The organism is Psychrobacter sp. UBA6766 (assembly GCF_002453355.1).
Taxonomy (GTDB): Bacteria; Pseudomonadota; Gammaproteobacteria; order Pseudomonadales; family Moraxellaceae; genus Psychrobacter.
Genome location: NZ_DKGQ01000055.1, coordinates 5,755 through 23,949, shown reverse-complemented (window position 1 = coordinate 23,949; position 18,195 = coordinate 5,755). Strand labels below are relative to the sequence as shown.

The window sequence follows — 18,195 nt, the reverse complement described above, 5'->3', positions numbered from 1 at the left end:
CCAACTTATGGGGTTCAGTTCACAGAATATGTTTTGAGTCGCTTTTTTTATGAATGTTATTTGATTACACTGAGGCGTGTTCTCAGTTCAATCGATGGACATATAAATGGGCTAAAAACGGCTAAATTTTTCCAAACTTCGTTAAATAGCTGTCTAATATCACGATATTAACTGCGCTATTTTCCTTGTTTGGCTGCAATTTATCTCATTTTTAAAATGAGAACATGCTTGAACTTACTATTCTAAAATCTTCACCATCGCTCTTGGTAATCCTAATGTCGTTTGGGCATTCTCAGCATTTAACCAATTAATGTTAATCTCAGCTGCTTGTAATGCTTTGGTTAAATCAGCTACTTGCTCATTATCTAAAGTCAGTGATTGCGGTGTTAAATACCAATGGAAGTGCGTCAGTGAATGTTTAATAGGTGCATCGTCTAATAAAGCTTTACTCACGGATTCTGGGATTAATCCACTCTTATCCAACCACTCATGAATAATTTGCTCAGCCGTGGTAAATTCAGCTTCGTATACTTTTTCTTTGCTCGCAACTTTTATTGATTTATCATGAGCGATGGCGTGATTCTTAGTAGTTTTGCCATCAATTTTTTCTACAAACTCAAGCGGTAAACTCCATAGGCCACCCCAAATACCATTATCAGGACGCTGTAGCCAAAGTATTTTGCCGTCCGTATCTTTAATTAATAGCGCGTTACTAAACTTACTTGGTTTGGGCTGTTTTTTTGCTTTAACAGGATAATCGGTTTCGCAATCCCGCGCATGGGCGATACAATCATTTTGCAGTGGACATAAAAGACATGCAGGTTTGCTACGCGTGCATAAGGTTGCACCCATATCCATCATCGCTTGGGCAAATAATCCTGAGTTCTCTCTTGGCGTTAAACGCTCAGCCAATGCCCACAGCTCTTTAGTCGTAGCAGACTTGGTAATGTCACCATCGATTGCCGCCCAACGGGTGAGTACACGTTTGACATTGCCATCACAAATCACGCCATATTTATGCAATCCCATAGCCATAATTGCCCCAGCAGTCGACGGTCCCACGCCTGATACTGCCTCCCAACCTGCAAGCGTTTGCGGAAATTCGCCAGTTTCCTCGATTACTTCGACTAATTGCTTGGCGCCTTTATGCAAATTACGCGCTCGTGCATAGTAGCCAAGTCCTGCCCAATGCTCCGCCACGCTATCCCAATCTGCCGCTGCTAAATCTTGCACCGTTGGAAACGATGCCATAAAACGAGCAAAGTAGGGCAGCACCGTCGCTACTTGCGTTTGCTGGAGCATGACTTCTGATAGCCAAACAATATAAGGGCTGGGCGTGTCGGTTTGGTGCTGTTGCCAAGGCAGGTCATGGCGACCATTTTCACCAAACCAATCGAGAAGGCGTGGGGCGAAGGTGTTGAGAGAGCTTAGAGTATGGTTAAACGTAATGGTAGAAGCTTTACAATTAGCATTTAGCTGGGTCATAGGCAGTTATATCAAAATTAGTAGAAAAACGGACAAGCGGTAACGAATGTAATCAGAATCATTCAAAGGGTACGATTAGTATTACTCTTTCTGTTCTGATAACGCTTCAATAAAAAACCTAATTTGAGAGGCAGTCATTGAATAAGGATTAAATTCAGCGCTTGATGAAAATTTCAGTACATCTTCTTTATGCTGATTGCTCACCGTTAAGTATTTCATTGACCACTTACTCCAGCGACGCTGCTCAATTTCATGACATTCGACCACTCTTAAAGAAAAATGCCTGTCGTCGTTAATGAGTTTTTGTAACAACGAATTAATAGTAGCCCTTGATCCTTCGATAACTTGAAGAAAATAATTTTCGTTCATTACCAGTGCCCCTGTTACGCCATTAAGCTCATTATTGCGTCGTGATTGCTCTAGGATTCTGGCCAGTTCAATATTTGCATTATTTGGGTTGTGAGCGCTAATATAAGTTAAACGCAAAAGAATATGAGCAGTAGGTGGCATATTTAAATGATTGTCTGTCAGAAGATTGTCCTGTGTTGGTCCCATGGCGTTCTCCAGTTATTAATATAATTTTTTACTCTAACCAAAAACCTGTTATCAAACAAGTAAGTTAAATGAGGGGTCTTGTTAAATGCGTTACCTTATTAGTAGATTCATAAAAACCTTTTCTGACGCTGCAAAATGGTCTTAACCTACTGGTTAAATCGCTCTAGTATTTAAGCTTTGGGAATATAAAACAAAGATCAAGCCTAAGCTTCCGAGGTGAATTGAATTTCTGTATTTGTTTTACTTAAAACATTCAACCTACTTCCGGTTCTTCCGCGTTTTTAATCGACGTAAACGCTTTTCTTCTTCTTTAGCAATTCTTTTCTCTTCTGCGGCAATACGTTGTTCGGCGACGATGATTTCTTCCGCTTCCGTCATTGCAGGCGTCTCTAGCGTAATATCGCCAAGCTTGCCACTACGCAGCTCATTAATCAAAATTTCAGACATTCGGTAAGTATCGACTTGATTGCCCGCGCGCACACAGCCGCGATTGCGTCCCGCCACTTCAAAAAACTCCCAATCAGTCTTGGGTAATTCTTCAATTTTATAGCGGGTTTTTAGTAGCTCAGGATAGGCTTGCATTAGGTACTCAGCGGTATAACTGGCCACATCAGCGAAGTCAAAAGCCGTATCTCGAATACCGCCGGTCGCTGCCAAACGATAGCCCGAGTTCTCGTTTTCAACCTTTGGCCATAGCATTCCCGGTGTGTCATAAAGCATGATGTCATCGTCAAGCTTAATCAGCTGCTGCGATTTGGTAACCGCTGGCTCGTCGCCAGTTTTTGCTACCGCACGTCCTGCTAAGGTATTAATCAGCGTCGATTTACCGACGTTGGGAATGCCCATAATCATGGCCTTGATTTGGCGACCAGTACCAACTTTATTGGGCACGAGGGATTTGCATATCGCAATGATACGCTTGACGTCATCGGCTTTATTATTGTCGCAAGCAATGGCTTTGACGCCATCTTGTTGCTCAAGATATTCCATCCAGGCTTTGGTCAATTCAGGATCGGCGAGATCGGCTTTATTAAGGATTTTAATAACCGGTTTTTCGCCGCGTAATGCCGCGACCATTGGGTTTTCGCTGCTATAAGGAATTCGCGCGTCAATCACTTCGATGACGACATCCATTTGCGGCATGATTTCTTTGATTTCATTGCGGGCTTTGTTCATATGCCCCGGGAACCACTGAATATTTGCTCTCTTATCCATCTGCTGTTATAACCTTTTATAAAAAATGCTCAAAGTAAGACGATCGTCATTTACTTTTTATGGCGTTCAGTTTACTACACAACCAGCACTATCACCCAGTGTTATCAAATTGCCACGTCAAAATTCATTTAACCTTACCCTGTCATTTAGTCTCATCCGTAAAGTCGTTGCGTGTGGGCGGCAGCGGTGCCAAATAACCAATCACTAATATCAAGCTACCAGCGCCAAGGAATGAAATCACTCGCCAAATCGCCTCAGTTTGCGATAAATCGACCAAGACCAGTTTAAGCACGACAATTCCCAATAAGCCAATACCCATAAACCACAGCGCACGTTGCCAATATCGACTGGCAATAATAGTGGCAGCCAATGCCAATAGCGTCCATAAGATGGTTAGCCCTGTCTGAACTTGCTCGCTATTCCATGCACCGCCTGTCGTGTCGTATAATCCGCCAACCCAAAGCGGCGTGTCGATAAAGGCGTGTAGCGTCCTGACCAACATACTAGAGCATATCCAAAAGGCAATGAGTGCCAATATAATGAGTAGCGTATTGTTTTTAGGAATGGCGCTTAATAGTTTTTTCGAGTGCATACCTAATGGCTGACGTAGCAAATAAACACCCAAGCCGTAAAACACCACCAGCCATAACGTCACATCATATAAGTTAAATAAAGGAAAGTAGGGCAAGTCCCAAATCACGCCATCGTAAATAAAGTTGGTAAAAATAGCCCAACCTAATGTGATAGGGACAAATATTTTGGCACTGTCTAATAGTGACTGATGCCAATCGAACCAATAAGACGTAAGCGTTGAATTTGCTGCTTTTGATTGCTTATCATTGTATTGAGCCACGGTATGACGTTGTGTCCACCATAGTCCAGCCAGCATAAAGGCAACCGGAACCAAAATAGTTATCACGCCTTTTGAATCAGGCAAGCCATAATGCATGGCTTCTGCCAACAGGATAATTCCAGCGCCAAGCCAGCTCGCGCTATCAAAACTTTTTAACTCCAATTCTTTATGCCATGTTTTTAACCACAATTGCCCAACCACTAGCCAGCCTATTAATAAAATACTAAATATCGGCCAATGGAAGGTTGTCCATTGATAATCAAACTCATATTTTTGCAGCAGCTGTAGTATGACCATGGTATAAAATAGCAGCAATAGACCATGGCTAAACTGCCTAATCTCGCGCCACGCATGATAGTGATTGATTGCTTGATAAATAGCTAGGCTCGTTAACATGGCTAATCCTAGTAGCGCCGTCGTTGCTAAGCGCCAGCTTGCAAACCACTGGTCAAAATCGATAACCAATACATAAAGCAGCCAAGCCATCGCAGTAAAGGTCAAAAATCGACCCAAATTTGGACTGCGCCACATCAAGTTAAACGCCATACTTTGGCTATTGATACTGGTAAGCCATTGCTGAGCAGCTTGACTACTGATACCTAGCGACTGAGCGACGGTCGCTGTTGCGTCAAATGTGACAGAGATTGAATTTGTAGTCATACTTTGCTGTGCAGGAAAATTTTTACTATCGCCTAAAGTGGCAGGCGAGTTGCTGGCGCGTAAGATAAATATCGTAGCTAGATAGCTGAGCGCCGAAATCGTCAAGGCTAAGGTTGGATAATCTTTGATAGTAAAGACCACATTTATCATCAGCATCGCGATACTGAGCAGCTGCAATAACGACCCAAACAATACTGACCATGCTCGTAGTGAGCGCCGTCCAAACCATACTAAGGCCAGCCCTTGTACCGACCAGCCAAAGGCAATCCATTCTGCATCGAGTGCCAGCGGGATCACCAGCGCCAAAAAACCAAAACCTAACGTCAGCATACCTTCAGTGATTAAGGCATATCGCTGACTACGCTTGACAAACACCCAGCCAATACCCAAATAAATTGCCGCTAAAATAGCACTGGTGATGGTTAACCCATTAGGAATAGCGTCTAAAAGCCCTGCAAACAAACCAAAGGCTAGTATCGGTACAGAAAATAGTAAGCCAGTATCAATAGGAAATACGTAGCTGTGGTTTCCTAAATAAAATTTATCTAAATGACTTGGATTCTCTGCACTATCGACGTTAGCTGTATGAGCAAAATTTGCTTCATTAAGTGTGTTATAAGCAATGATTTGCTGCGCGTAGCGAATGACGACAAACAAATATAGTAATACGTGCAGCGCGACCAGCAATACCAACGTCCAGCGCTGCGCCTCAATAACAGCGCTTAAATTCTCCGTAATACCCCAATAATAAGCCAGTCCAAAGGTGACCATCACGCCGAGTAGATTGAGCATTTTCCAAGTACGGTAATAGGCGATGACAGCAATGGTGACGTTTAATAATAAATAATAGCTAAACAAGGTCACTAAATTACCAATATCGCTACTGGTCAATATCGGTGCAAAGAAACCGCCAGAAAGTGCCAACAATGCTAACGGTAAAGCGTTTTGGCGCACCGCTAAGCCGATGGTAATGGCCGATAAGATGCCAAGTCCAATAAAGCTCGGCACATTCGCCAGCACGTGATAGACGCTATAGGCAAAAAAGGTGGTTAAATAAGCAATCGCTAAACCGGCACCTTGCAAGGTGATGCCGTAAGCAAAGCGGTTCTTTGCTAATTTTAATCCGAGTCCTGACAATCCTAAGCCTATGACTCCTATGGCGACAAGCTTAACGGTAATCGAAATCTCAATATAATCACTTAGTAATCGTAGCAGTAATACCACGCCGACGAGCAACACCAATACCCCAACGCGCACTACTAAGTTGCCGCCAAAAAACCAGTTTTGCATAGAGTGAATGAGTGAGGTGACAATAGGCAAGGAGCGCTCGTCTGGCTCTATCGTTGTAACGGGAGGGTTCGAATTTGTCGATTCTGCCAGTTTTGGCTTTAAGCCGAGGTTTTCTATGGGTTCGGCAATAGGATCAGCGGATGTAACCGATTCTACTGCCGCTAACGGTATCGGTGGCGGCATTGATGAACGCGAGGTTGGAGAGGTATCGGGCGTTGATGCAAATTGACTTTCTTGATTGCTATTTATATCGGCGTGAGAAGATTCTGCTGTTATTAAGCCCTCTTTTTGCCGTTTAAGCTCAGCTTGCAGCGCTGTCATATCATGACGCAACTGTCTGATTTGTTGGCTTATCCTGACGTATAGTATGAGCACCACAATTAATAAAGCCATAAAAGCCAGCCAGCCCAGCTGATTTATCAATAGATATAACATCCTCGTCACTCAATCCCGCTTATAATAAGGTGATAATGACGTTATTTGCTCATAAGCACAAGATTGGTCATGGTAGTTATTGTGTATAGCGACAAAAAATAGGGGTCGCTTTCTGAGAAAGTGACCCCTATTTTTCATCTTATGCTTTGTATTAATACTCGTTATAGTGAGCGTTTATACAACTTGATTGATGATATTTTTAAAATTATTGACCGAGATTGGTTTTCATAAACTCAAGCATATTTTCCCAGCTTTGTTTGGCCGCGGCTTCGTTGTAACCAAGATCAACATCATTTTTTTCAGCACGCTCATCAGCATGCGGATTGGTAAAGCCATGTTTGGCGTTGTCATATACATCAATCGTATAATCCACATCCGCTGCGTCTAGCTCAGACTTAAGACCTTCGATTGCTTCCATTGACACCATTGAATCATCGCGACCGTGAGCGACCAAGACTTTAGCTGTAAAGTTTTTGTCCGCTGGCTGTTTTGGCGTTGGATTACCGTGGAAGGTTGCGACAGCTTTTAGTGGCATGCCTTCACGTGCCATATCCAGGACAACTTTACCGCCAAAGCAATAACCAATTGCCCCCAAATTGTCGCCATTAACCGCCAGTTGATCGCTAAAATCATTTAATATTAAGCGGCAGCGTGCCATCAGCATGTCTTGATCAGCAAGCACTTGTTCCATCCACATATTTGCCATCGCCGCATCGGTGGTTAGTTTGCCTTCACCGTAAACATCCATCGCCACTGCCGCATAGCCTGCTTCTGCCAAGCGCTCAACGACAGATTTTGGATGGTCAACCACGCCCCACCATTCAGGCGCAACCAAAATACCTGCTACTGGATTGTCCTCAGAAGCAGATTCTGGCAACGCCACATAGCTGATAAGCTCGACGTTATTTTCGGTAGTGCTGATTAATTCAAAGGTCTTAATTGACATATTATTGTCCTTTTTTATGTTATGAAGGTTGTTTTATAAATGGCTATTTTATAAATAACTACTTTATAAATGCTTGCCTTATAAGTATTAATTATCCGTATTTGGCTTAATCCTTTTATTTACTCCTCCTACCTTAACGCCCAAGTTCGCCAAAAACAGCTATAATACTGTAACGCTCTTTATCAAAATGCTACGGCGACTTTATGACACTCAATTTGCTTAATCAATCTGATCCTAAGTTAGTAACCGATTCAACTGCTCAGGCAAAAGCTGACTCAGACGTTGGGTCGAGCGTTGGTGCAGACGCAACTGTGCAATCAAATGTGAACCTATTTCCTGAAAATCAGAATCAATCTAATGAAGTGTTGCGAACGCAGTTTTGGTCGCGTTTTAGCCTAGCAGAATTGAATCATAGGGAATGGGAAGCGCTATGCGATGGCTGCGGCAGCTGTTGTCTCATTAAATACATGGACGATGAAAACGAAGAGGAAGTCGTCGAATATACCGATGTGACTTGCCAGCTAATGGATTGTGCGACAGGTTATTGCCAACATTACGACACGCGTCAAGAGCATGTGCCAGATTGTATTCAACTGACCATGGATAATCTACCAGACATGATGTGGCTACCATCACATTGTGCCTATAAACGTCTATATAAAGGTCAAGGCTTGCCAAATTGGCATTTATTATTAACTCAAGATGCGGTGGTCACGCAACAGCAAATGCGCGCCGCCAATGTTGGGGTAGCAGGTCGCTGTATTTCTGAAGTTGGCATGACTGATGAAGCGATGGAAATGCGCATAGTAACGTGGGTAACGCCTTAATTAACATTAACCCTTTATTGCCCAAATCTTTAACTTTCAATCATATAGTCAGTTTAAAATAAAAGCATTATGGATATTAATTTACGTGACTGGAATGAATTTTACTCGCTTGCTGTACCTGCGCCGACAGAGGCGTCGCAAAATTCATTCCAGTCACGCTATAACACTTTTAAATCGAATAAACTATATTGTTGTCAATAAGCTATGATATCAATGAGAAGCCTGAGCGGCAGATTTTGCTTTCACTTCAGCGTCAGCTTGCGAACCTGCCAGCGGCGGAATGGGAATACCTTGACGAATCTGTTTGGAGAACTCGCGACTGTTTTTACTGTCATTAATATCAGACGATAGGTTAGCTTGATTATCAAAGCCACGAACCTTTGGATTGATATGGGTGCGCTCGTACCACGTGTCCATTGACCAAGGCTGACCGTCTTTTTCAGGATTAGCGTCGAGCATACCGACATCGTATAGATAGTTTGGTAGCCAACCCGACACCCAAATCCGATAATCCCATGGCAGCCGGTCGCCACTGACGATACGCGCCATGTAAAAGATAATATTGGTACAGTTACTAATTAAGGTGTTGTACCATGCAGGCTTGGCGTTAAGCTCATCGGCGGCGGTCAAATAAGACTCGAACAATTCTCGAACCTCATGCTGCTGCAAATGGCTAATGGGGAATAAATACACCTGTTCACCGCGCGCATTACTGCGCGTGTAAATGATATCGCGCTCTTCTGCGGCGATTAAGCTCAGCTCAAACCGCCTAAAAAAGCCAGCCAATGCCGAAAATGACTCACCTTGTTCTTTACGAATTTCAAACGAGAAAGCAAGCGGGCTATCATCTTCAAAGCGAAAGCTCACCAAAGTATGAGCAATCAGCGGGCCCATCCAATAAGAATTGGTAACATCAACGCCAGACAATTTTGACATATCAATGGTGCGCGTGTCCCAATGCTCAGTTGCTTCCTTATCGGTATGCCAGTCAAAATTTCGCACATTGGTTAACGTGACTAAGTCAGGATTACTGGCATCGCGGTTATAAGTGACTCGCTCACTGACTTCAGCCATCCAGTCGCGGTCTTGCTTGGGCTCGATAGACATAAACCAACCCAAACCGATAAACCAAATCGCTCCGTATAAGCCTATTAACCATTTAACGGCTACTTTTTTATCAAGCGCTGGTGAGTGATCTAATTGTTTATTGCGCCAATTTTTGGCATTTTTTGACTCATAACTTTTTGTTCCATAAGCTGCTTTAACCAACGTCGCTAAAATGCCCACTATAACAAGGGTCGTAAGCCAGGTAATCGATGAGCGCATTCCAAACTGATACCAGATTGCCATTAACAGCCAAATAGCAGATAGGAGCAGCGTAGTAACGATGAAAAACTGTGCGAGGTAATAGCGCCAAGTCCGCTTTTGCTGGCGATCATGAGCTTGCCCTGAGCGATTGCTGTTTGAGAGCGGGGAGAGCAAGCGAGAAAAAAAGGCACGTAGCGACATAGATTTGGCTTTGACAGATGAAGGCTTTGACCATAGCAAAGTTTGCAACACACTGACAATACAATTTGAGTGAATTTGTCGTTGAATGTCGCTAGGCCTTGCGATAAAGTGAAACTTATTAGGCGGGTCTATTTATAGATATTATTTAAGCTATATGGATTATTAAACCGGGGTTTAGGTCGTGCGTTAATCATAATCGGCCTGTTTTATTTTATATTTTTATCCCCATCTACGATTAAGATTTTAATTATTGTTCACGCTATTTTAGTTGTTATTCCCGTTCATTATTTCTATTAACTATTTTTTTGACTATTGTTATTAACTAAAGAGGTTAAATCACATCATCATGTCTGAAGACGCTCCAAGCCCGAGTAGTTGGTCGATGCGCGGCTTAAAACGCTGGCTATCGACCGCCCCCGAAACCCGTGATGAACTGATACGTTTGGTGCAAGACTCGCGCCAGTTCTTAGAACCAGATACCGTGGACATGCTAGAAGGTGTGCTCGACCTGCCTGCAACGCAAGTCCGCGAAATTATGACCCCACGTCCGCAAGTGGTTGGGCTGCATGAGACCACCAGCCTGGCTGAAGTGATGGATATCATCCTTGAAACCACGCACTCGCGTTATCCGGTGTTTGATAGCCAAGATGATGACGCAGTGATCGGTATCTTGTTGGCAAAAGATTTGATTCCCATCCTCGTACACATGGTGCGTGACCAAGAAGACAAAATTGATAGTAAACGTTTACGAGACCTCGTCCGTCAGCCACTCTATATCAGCGAAACGGCGCGCTCAGATACCTTGCTACGCTCCTTGCAGCGCACTCAAGTGCACATGGCGATTGTCGTTGATGAGTTTGGTAATTTCGCTGGTGTCGTAACAATGGAAGACTTGCTCGAGGAAATCGTCGGCGATATCGTCGATGAGCATGATGACTTCGATGAAGACAGTGACATTAATAATATCATCGCTGACCCTGAAAGACCAAATACATGGCGTGTGCAAGCCTCGACGGTGATCGAAGACTGTAATGATGAGCTTGGTGCACATTTCGATGATACCGATGTTGATACGATGGGCGGTTTGGTGATGCAAGCGCTCGGTCATGTTGGCGATTTGGAAGGCGAAAGCGTGAGGATAGACGATTGGCAAATCACTATTACTGACGTTGAAGGACGCTTTATCCAGAATCTTGAGCTCACCAAAACCAATGCCGATCAGCAAATATTGATAGGAAGCCATTAATCGTTCATTGCTCTACCATTTAATTTGTAAATTGGCTATAAATGAATCTCAGAAAAAACACGATTGCGGTCGTGTTTTTTTTGTTTTTAAAATCGGTATTTTGCAACGCAAATTTACCCATTGAAGGGTGCAGACTGGTATCATGGGCAAGTTTTATTTTTGATACTTGATTTGTTGTAATTTGACTGGTTATGAATTAAGCACTAATGAATCAGTAAGTATTCATTTAAGTTTTAATATGATTGAATAATAAGGTTTTGGATAACTGCTATGCGTCTGTCTACTGTTGATTTGCAAAAACGTCTAAACCCCGATAAGCCAAAGGGCTTACCGATGGTGTTGACTATATTGATTGCGTGGTTGGCAGGCGCCGTGTTTATCTTTGCCCTCGCGCCTTATGGTTTTTGGCCGATGGCACTGGTATCACCTGCTATCTTATACGCTTTACTAATGCCTAATATGAGTGGCAAGCGTGCGTTTGTTATTGGTCAGGCTTACGGCACTGGGCTTTGGTGCGTCGGAGCGTTTTGGCTTTACACTTCTATCCATGTCTACGGTGATACGCCGGTATGGCTCGCGCTCATTATGATTGCGCTGATGGGGCTGGGCATGGGATTGTTCCACGGCTTTTTGGCGCTGGTTTTTAATCGAGTCGTCGGCAAGCAGCCTTTGTCGTTTGCTGCGCTTTGGGTGCTGCAAGAGTGGATGAAAACCTGGCTATTTACGGGTTTTCCATGGTTATTTGTGGGTTATGCCTTTACTGAACAATATTGGCTATCGTCATTAGCGCCTGTTGCTGGTGTGTTTGCCATTTCTTTCGTTGCGGTATTATTGGCGGCCAGCTTGGTTGAGCTTTTCCGTCGCCGCGGCGGTTATATGATTCCTACCGTCGCTTTACTGGTGGTAAGCTGTGCCTTATGGTTGATAAATCCGCAGTGGACAAAACCCAAAGGTACGCCTGATTTGTCAGTGTCATTAATCCAAGGCAATATTCCGCAAGATTTAAAATGGCTCACCGAGTATCAGGTAGAAACACTAAAAATCTATGCGACGTTGACCAGTACAGAATGGGGACGCGATATGGTTTTGTGGCCTGAATCATCGATTCCGATGTTTCAGACTGAGGCGATTGGTTTTATCAGTGAAATGGTGAAAATGGCCAAAGAGACTGATACCACGTGGGTCACTGGCATTCCTTATAAAGATGAAGCAGCGTTTGATGAGGCCCATGATAAATATCCACCGTTTTATAATAGTGTGATTGCTTTAGGAGCAGATGCAGAAGGTCTATATAAAAAGCAGCGCTTAGTTCCGTTTGGTGAATATATTCCGTTCGAAGGGCTGCTAGACATTTTACCCAATTTGGCCGGAAGCCAAGAAATCATGAGCTATAGTCGTGGTAGTGAAGATCAATCGCCGCTGCGTGTTCGCGGTCATAATTTGGGCGCTGCGGTCTGCTATGAAGTGGCCTACCCTGATACCACACGCAAAAATGCCATCAATACCGACTTTTTATTAACCATCTCCAACGACGCATGGTTTGGTACTTCAGCAGGTCCGCTCCAACACTTGCAGATGGTACAAATGCGAGCGCTTGAAAACGGTCGCTGGTTTATGCGCGCGACCAATACAGGTGTCACGGCTATCATTGATCACAAAGGTCGTATCGTGAAGCGGGCGCCGCAGTTTGAGCGAACGGTCTTACGCGGCGATGTTCAGGCACGGGTTGGCAGTACGCCTTATATGCGCGCTGGTAATTATCCTATTCTAATCATTATTGCGCTTCTGCTATTATTAAGCTATCTTGGCAAGCGTGCGACCCCGCGATCACGTTTGGTCAAATAAGAAAAAATGCTAATAGTGTTCGGTTTTAAATTTTTTCGCTAATAAACCCTTTAAATAGTTAAGGGTTTAACAAATTGATATAAATTGCGATATAATGGGCCAATATTTTAAATATTTTGTGCAAGGTGGATAAGGTATGTCAGAAGATATCGTTAAGAACAACCCCAAAAAAGAGACCCTATTTGCTTTAGGCGGTGTTGCCTTATTTTTAAGTATCGTCTTATTAATCGGCATTTCTGGCTATTTGCGTCCAGCAGGTGAGCATATTACGGCGGAGACTACCGAAGCGGCTGTCGAAACAGAAGAGGCGACTACTCCTACTACTACTGATGAGGCCGCGCCAGCTGAAACTGCTGACGCGCTAACAACGGGTACACCTGCAACCGCAACTACGGAAAATCCAGCAGATGCTACCGTAACGCCAACAGTCGATACCGACGGTGCTGTGGTTGCCGCTGAATCTGGAACAGCAACCGCTGAAGGTACGGTCAATCAGGCAGCAGTCGCCGATGATGCTGATTTAACAGCAGAACAAGCTGACGCTGATGCGGACGCTGGCAAGACTGAAAGAGCCACACCTGAGGCTGCAGAGTAATCTCGTCATTGAGAGATTTTGTTATTAAAACAGATGACCAGTTGTTGTGATGACGCTTGATGCTAGAGGTTAAAAAGACTCTAGAAGCTAGACAAAGACCTGCGCTTGGTTAACTAAGCGCAGGTTTTTTTGTAGGTATTTGTGTAATTATTGGATAACTTTTTCTTTACTTGACTATAACCAAGTGAAACAATAATGCCCCTATATGACCGCTTAGCAAAATAATTAGGAGTTTGGTCGTCATTACAGTGGTCTTTAAAGGAATAAAGTTATGAGCAGAGACTCAAAAACAAATGTTAGTGATGCCCAATTGGCAGCGCTAGATAATGGGTTTATGGGGCATCCAAAGCCACTACGCCCACTATTTTTTACTGAAATGTGGGAACGCTTTTCTTATTATAGTATTCGTCCGTTATTAGTACTTTTTATGGTTGCAACCGTTGGTAGCGGCGGCTTTGGCTTTGATGAAGTCACTGCATCTGCTATCTATGGTATTTTTGCTGGTTCATTATATTTGGCAGCGGTGCCGGGTGGTTGGCTGGCTGATAACTGGCTCGGCCAAGAGCGTGCGCTGTGGTGGGGCAGTGTTATTATTGCCCTCGGTCACTTATGTATTGCGCTATCAGCCATATTTGGCATGACGCTGTTTTTTATTGGTTTAATATGTATTGTTTTAGGGTCAGGGCTATTTAAAACCTGTATCTCTGTCATGGTAGGCGCTTTGTATAAAAAAGGCGATGTGCGCCGTGATGGTGGTTTTACCTTGTTCTATATGGGCATTAATATAGGCGCCCTATTGGCAGCGCTGATTGTTGGGGTGTTTAAAGAAAAAGGCATGTGGCATGCAGGCTTTGGTGTGGGTGGTATCGGTATGCTGATATCATTATTGATCTACCGCTTTTCTGCCCAAAAAACCTTAACGCACTATGCACGCGCCAAAAATATCAAACCAGAATGGGAACATGCCAGTGACCGCTATAAGAATATTGGTCGCTGGGTTATCGGATTTTTGGTTTTATTGGCAGTGATTGTGGTTTTGGTGGCGAGCGGCGCCATACCGTTCAATCCTGAAATGGTCGCCGAATATATGACCTATATCATTGCTGCGGTGGTGATAGGTTACTTCGCAGTTATGTTTGTCTCACCTAGACTTGATAAAACCGATAAACTGCGTCTGCTCACTTGTTTTATTTTAATCATTGGTTCGACGCTGTTTTGGTCAAGTTTTGAGCAGCAGCCAACGTCATTTAACCTATTTGCCGATCGCTATACGGATCTCAATGTTTTAGGATTTGAGATCCCTAGTATTTGGTTTCAGTCCTTAAATCCTTTGTTTATTTTACTGCTCGCACCCATCGTTAGTATTATCTGGGTCAAGCTTGGTAAACGTGGTCTTGAGCCTAACAGTATGACGAAGTTTGCGCTTGGTATGTTAATTACCGCTGCAGGCTTTTCATTGATGATTTTTGCTTCTAAGAGCATTTTGACCAGCGACGGTAGCTTAGCATCGCCATTATGGCTCGTGGGTAGTCTATTACTACTCACCTTAGGAGAGTTGGCGCTGAGTCCGGTAGGTTTATCATCGATGACCAAGCTTGCACCAAAAGGCATGCAAGGACAAATGATGGGATTATTCTTTGCTTCTGTCGCCATGGGTAACCTTGTTGCAGCGTTTTTCGGTGGCCACGTTTCAGCGGATAAAATCGAAAGCTTACCAACGTTATTTACAACCATGACCATCTTTTTGGTGGTAACAGCAATGGTATTATTAGTGTTAGCCAAACCTATCAGTAATATGTTGTTAAAGAGTGAGCAAGCCGACAAAATGAACTCATAAATAAAGCCTTAACAGTATGGTTAGGTTTAAATAATGAGGGTTTATCTAAGCCCATTTTGAATGAGTAACTATCCGCATAAACGGCAAAAGACAGGACGTGTTACCATAATCGGTAGCACGTTTTATCGCTTCAATAAGTAAGTTATTCTTCGAAGCCATTGAAAGCCAGCCATCTGCCCAAACATCTAGAGATGCTTTGCTTTAATCCTATGCTTCTTTAATACTATGCTGTTATTAATAGTCGTTCGCTTAAACTATCTTATTCACTCATATAAATATAATTCTTAAAATATTAAACCGTTCATTTGACTATAACGGTTCAATTAACACGCATACATTTACCCGCGCAAATAAGACGACTACTCATAGTCGCCTCACAATCGTAATTTTCCAAAATCAATAAGGAAACCCTAATGAATAAACAGCACATTCATGACCGTATCGCAAGCCTGCGTAAGACGTTAGCGGCACAAGATTTGACCGCAATTATCGTACCGTCAGCAGACCCGCATTTGTCTGAGTACTTGCCAGAATATTGGCAAGCACGATTATGGCTATCGGGCTTTACAGGATCGGTTGGAACATTGGTTGTTACCGCTGATTTTGCAGGTTTGTGGACGGACAGCCGTTATTGGGTTCACGCCGCGCATCAGCTAGAAGGTACAGGGATTAGCTTAGAAAAACTGGCTCCTAGTCAGCCAAATCACATCGATTGGCTAGCGCAGAACTTGGCGGAAGGCGATAGCGTGGCGGTTGATGGCAATGTATTGTCTATCGCTGAGCAAGACAAATTGCTCGATGCGTTTGATGCTAACGATATTACTTTAATTACTGAGCGCGATGTCTTGACAGAGATTTGGAACGACCGTCCAGCATTGCCATCAGCAAAATTATATCAACACGATGCGCAATTTATCGATCAGTCCGCTAGCTCAAAACTTGCCGCCGTGCGCGCAGGAATGGCGGACGCAGGCGCAAGCCATCACTTACTATCAAGCTTAGATGATATCGCTTGGTTGACCAACTTACGCGGTGCGGACGTTGATTATAATCCGGTATTTTTAGCGCACATGGTCATTAGCGAAGATAAAGCGACCTTGTTTGTTGATAATAATAAAGTCAGTAGCGAGATTGAAAAAGCGCTAAAAGACAGCGGTATTACGCTTGCAGATTATGATGCGGTACAAGAGGCATTAGCTACCTTAACGCCAGAAGACATATTATTGTTAGACCCAAGCAAAGTGGCTGTCGGTACGCTATCAAAAATGGCCGACGATGTGGGCTTTATCGAGCAGATGGCACCAAGTACTTTGCTAAAATCAGTGAAATCTGATGCGGATATCGAACATGTTCGTGAAGCCATGCGTCAAGATGGCGCAGCATTAAGTGAGTTTTTTGCGACATTTGAAAAACGCCTAGCAGATGGTGAGCGCTTAAGTGAGCTGGATGTTGATAGTATGCTGATAGATGTGCGTAGCCAACAGCCGCATTATGTTTCACCAAGTTTTCCGACCATCGCAGGATTTAATGAAAATGGCGCTTTGCCGCATTACCGTGCGACGCCAGAAAAATTCAGCTTCCTTGATGTCGCTGAGGGCGAAGGTGGCTTATTGTTAATTGATTCAGGGGCGCAGTATCAAAACGGCACCACCGATATCACCCGCGTGGTCGGGATTGGAAAAGTAAGCAGCGAGCATAAACGCGATTTCACCACTGTGCTAAAAGCTCATATCGCGTTAGCAAGAGCACATTTCCCTGATGGCATTGGCTCACCGCTCATCGATGCGATTTGCCGTGCGCCTTTGTGGCAAGCACAGATGGACTATGGTCATGGTACCGGTCATGGCGTTGGTTATTTCTTAAACGTCCATGAAGGCCCGCAGGTCATTGCTTATAGTGCCAGCACGCCAAAAGAGCGGGCGATGAAAGAAGGCATGATTTCCAGTAATGAGCCGGGTTTATACCGTGAAGGTAAATGGGGCATCCGTATTGAAAACTTAGTGGTCAATACACCGGTTGCGAATCCAACTGAAACTGAGTTTGGACAATTCCTACACTTTGAAACCATCACTTACTGCCCAATTGATACCCGTTTGATCGAGCCTTCATTATTAACCCAAATCGAGATTGATTGGCTTAACGATTATCATAGCCAAGTCTATGCCGAGCTAAAAGACCGCGTCGATGGCGCAGCGCTTGAGTGGTTAACTGAGCGAACTAAGGCTATTTAAAATAGCCATTTTTACTTTAATTAGCAAAAAAACTAGCAAAAAAAGCCCCGACAATGTGGTCGGGGCTTTTGAGTGTTTGATAAAATTTTGAATTTAACTTAGGACTTTTACCGAGCGCTTATTCCTTTTTATCACTAATGAATATTTTTCTTAGCGATATTCTTTTCATTGTCATTAGAAATGGCTTTATCAGGTTCGGTTAAATGCTGTGCCAACTCGGCACGTAACCAAGATTTTAAATTCTCAGAAATTTGCATCATTTGCTCACTTAAATAATCATCGATATGCATCTCAAGCTCACGGACTAATTCTGGCTGAGTCGCGCCAATCTTAGTATCCTTTAAAGATAAATGAATAGCAGCATCTGAAACAGCTTTATCGATAACGGTTTTGATATTGTTATCGTCTGCAGCATGGTTTGATTCGTGAGTTGCTTTATCATCAATGTCAGCTTTTGTAGTATCCGACATCACAGCGCCTTGACTTTCCTCAGCACTACTAGCAGTCCTTAGCTTTTCTGTTTCACCGGCATCGTTGTCTTTATTGGTATCTAACTGCTCATTTTGCTGTTGTTCTTTTTGCACCGCTTCTGCTTCTTTTAATTTTTCTTCTTCTTTACGTTTAGCGTCTTCTGCTGTTGCCTGTTTTTCTTTTTCTTTTTCTTTT

At 43.5% G+C, this 18,195-nt stretch carries 12 protein-coding genes and 1 pseudogene; 6 read left to right on the top strand and 7 right to left on the bottom strand.

What is annotated here, in order from left to right:
* Positions 1–237 precede the first annotated feature (237 nt).
* The 5 genes from mutY to B4K26_RS12140 form a co-directional block, all read right to left on the bottom strand.
* Positions 238–1,485, bottom strand: a complete 1,248-nt coding sequence (gene mutY / locus B4K26_RS12160; RefSeq protein ID WP_296245791.1) for an A/G-specific adenine glycosylase — start codon at positions 1,483–1,485, stop codon at positions 238–240.
* 81 nt (positions 1,486–1,566) lie between these two features.
* The gene (locus tag B4K26_RS12155) at positions 1,567–2,040 is read right to left on the bottom strand and encodes a BLUF domain-containing protein (RefSeq protein WP_296245790.1); all 474 of its coding nucleotides are present in this window, start codon (positions 2,038–2,040) and stop codon (positions 1,567–1,569) included.
* Between the two features lie 258 nt (positions 2,041–2,298).
* Complete coding sequence (ylqF, locus tag B4K26_RS12150) at positions 2,299–3,255, bottom strand: ribosome biogenesis GTPase YlqF (protein ID WP_296245789.1); 957 nt, start codon at positions 3,253–3,255, stop codon at positions 2,299–2,301.
* 142 nt (positions 3,256–3,397) lie between these two features.
* Positions 3,398–6,451, bottom strand: coding sequence for a DUF2339 domain-containing protein (locus B4K26_RS12145; protein ID WP_296245788.1), 3,054 nt, complete (start codon positions 6,449–6,451; stop codon positions 3,398–3,400).
* A 247-nt stretch (positions 6,452–6,698) separates the two neighbouring features.
* Complete coding sequence (locus tag B4K26_RS12140; RefSeq protein WP_296245787.1) at positions 6,699–7,439, bottom strand: dienelactone hydrolase family protein; 741 nt, start codon at positions 7,437–7,439, stop codon at positions 6,699–6,701.
* A gap of 311 nt (positions 7,440–7,750) precedes the next feature.
* Here B4K26_RS12140 and B4K26_RS12135 point away from each other — a divergent pair, with 311 nt between their 5' ends.
* Positions 7,751–8,266: a YcgN family cysteine cluster protein gene (locus B4K26_RS12135; RefSeq protein WP_409521401.1), complete on the top strand. Its 516-nt coding sequence runs from the start codon at positions 7,751–7,753 to the stop codon at positions 8,264–8,266.
* 210 nt (positions 8,267–8,476) lie between these two features.
* Here B4K26_RS12135 and B4K26_RS12130 read toward each other — a convergent pair whose 3' ends face one another.
* Complete coding sequence (locus B4K26_RS12130; protein ID WP_296245786.1) at positions 8,477–9,775, bottom strand: DUF4105 domain-containing protein; 1,299 nt, start codon at positions 9,773–9,775, stop codon at positions 8,477–8,479.
* Between the two features lie 346 nt (positions 9,776–10,121).
* Here B4K26_RS12130 and B4K26_RS12125 point away from each other — a divergent pair, with 346 nt between their 5' ends.
* From B4K26_RS12125 to B4K26_RS12105, 5 genes are all read left to right on the top strand, one after another.
* Entirely contained in the window at positions 10,122–11,021 is a 900-nt protein-coding gene (locus tag B4K26_RS12125; protein ID WP_296245785.1) for a CBS domain-containing protein, read from the top strand.
* A gap of 270 nt (positions 11,022–11,291) precedes the next feature.
* Positions 11,292–12,866 carry an apolipoprotein N-acyltransferase gene (gene lnt / locus B4K26_RS12120; protein WP_296245784.1) on the top strand — a complete coding sequence of 525 codons (1,575 nt, stop codon included), beginning with the start codon at positions 11,292–11,294 and terminating at the stop codon, positions 12,864–12,866.
* 136 nt (positions 12,867–13,002) lie between these two features.
* Positions 13,003–13,461, top strand: a complete 459-nt coding sequence (locus B4K26_RS12115) for a hypothetical protein (RefSeq protein WP_296245783.1) — start codon at positions 13,003–13,005, stop codon at positions 13,459–13,461.
* 271 nt (positions 13,462–13,732) lie between these two features.
* On the top strand, positions 13,733–15,298 hold the full coding sequence (locus tag B4K26_RS12110; protein WP_296245782.1) for a peptide MFS transporter: 1,566 nt from the start codon (positions 13,733–13,735) through the stop codon (positions 15,296–15,298).
* A 413-nt stretch (positions 15,299–15,711) separates the two neighbouring features.
* Positions 15,712–17,529, top strand: a complete 1,818-nt coding sequence (locus B4K26_RS12105) for an aminopeptidase P family protein (protein WP_296245781.1) — start codon at positions 15,712–15,714, stop codon at positions 17,527–17,529.
* 134 nt (positions 17,530–17,663) lie between these two features.
* Here the strand turns inward: B4K26_RS12105 and B4K26_RS12100 are convergent.
* Positions 17,664–18,195 (bottom strand): annotated as a pseudogene (locus B4K26_RS12100) (hypothetical protein); the annotation flags it as partial.

Excerpts from the sequence above, each read along its gene's own strand:
- mutY (WP_296245791.1), bottom strand. The coding sequence starts at position 1,485 with ATGACCCAGCTAAATGCTAATTGTAAAGCTTCTACCATTACGTTTAAC.
- B4K26_RS12155 (WP_296245790.1), bottom strand. The coding sequence starts at position 2,040 with ATGGGACCAACACAGGACAATCTTCTGACAGACAATCATTTAAATATG.
- ylqF (WP_296245789.1), bottom strand. The coding sequence starts at position 3,255 with ATGGATAAGAGAGCAAATATTCAGTGGTTCCCGGGGCATATGAACAAA.
- B4K26_RS12145 (WP_296245788.1), bottom strand. The coding sequence starts at position 6,451 with ATGGCTTTATTAATTGTGGTGCTCATACTATACGTCAGGATAAGCCAA.
- B4K26_RS12140 (WP_296245787.1), bottom strand. The coding sequence starts at position 7,439 with ATGTCAATTAAGACCTTTGAATTAATCAGCACTACCGAAAATAACGTC.
- B4K26_RS12130 (WP_296245786.1), bottom strand. The coding sequence starts at position 9,775 with ATGTCGCTACGTGCCTTTTTTTCTCGCTTGCTCTCCCCGCTCTCAAAC.
- B4K26_RS12125 (WP_296245785.1), top strand. The coding sequence starts at position 10,122 with ATGTCTGAAGACGCTCCAAGCCCGAGTAGTTGGTCGATGCGCGGCTTA.
- lnt (WP_296245784.1), top strand. The coding sequence starts at position 11,292 with ATGCGTCTGTCTACTGTTGATTTGCAAAAACGTCTAAACCCCGATAAG.
- B4K26_RS12115 (WP_296245783.1), top strand. The coding sequence starts at position 13,003 with ATGTCAGAAGATATCGTTAAGAACAACCCCAAAAAAGAGACCCTATTT.
- B4K26_RS12110 (WP_296245782.1), top strand. The coding sequence starts at position 13,733 with ATGAGCAGAGACTCAAAAACAAATGTTAGTGATGCCCAATTGGCAGCG.
- B4K26_RS12105 (WP_296245781.1), top strand. The coding sequence starts at position 15,712 with ATGAATAAACAGCACATTCATGACCGTATCGCAAGCCTGCGTAAGACG.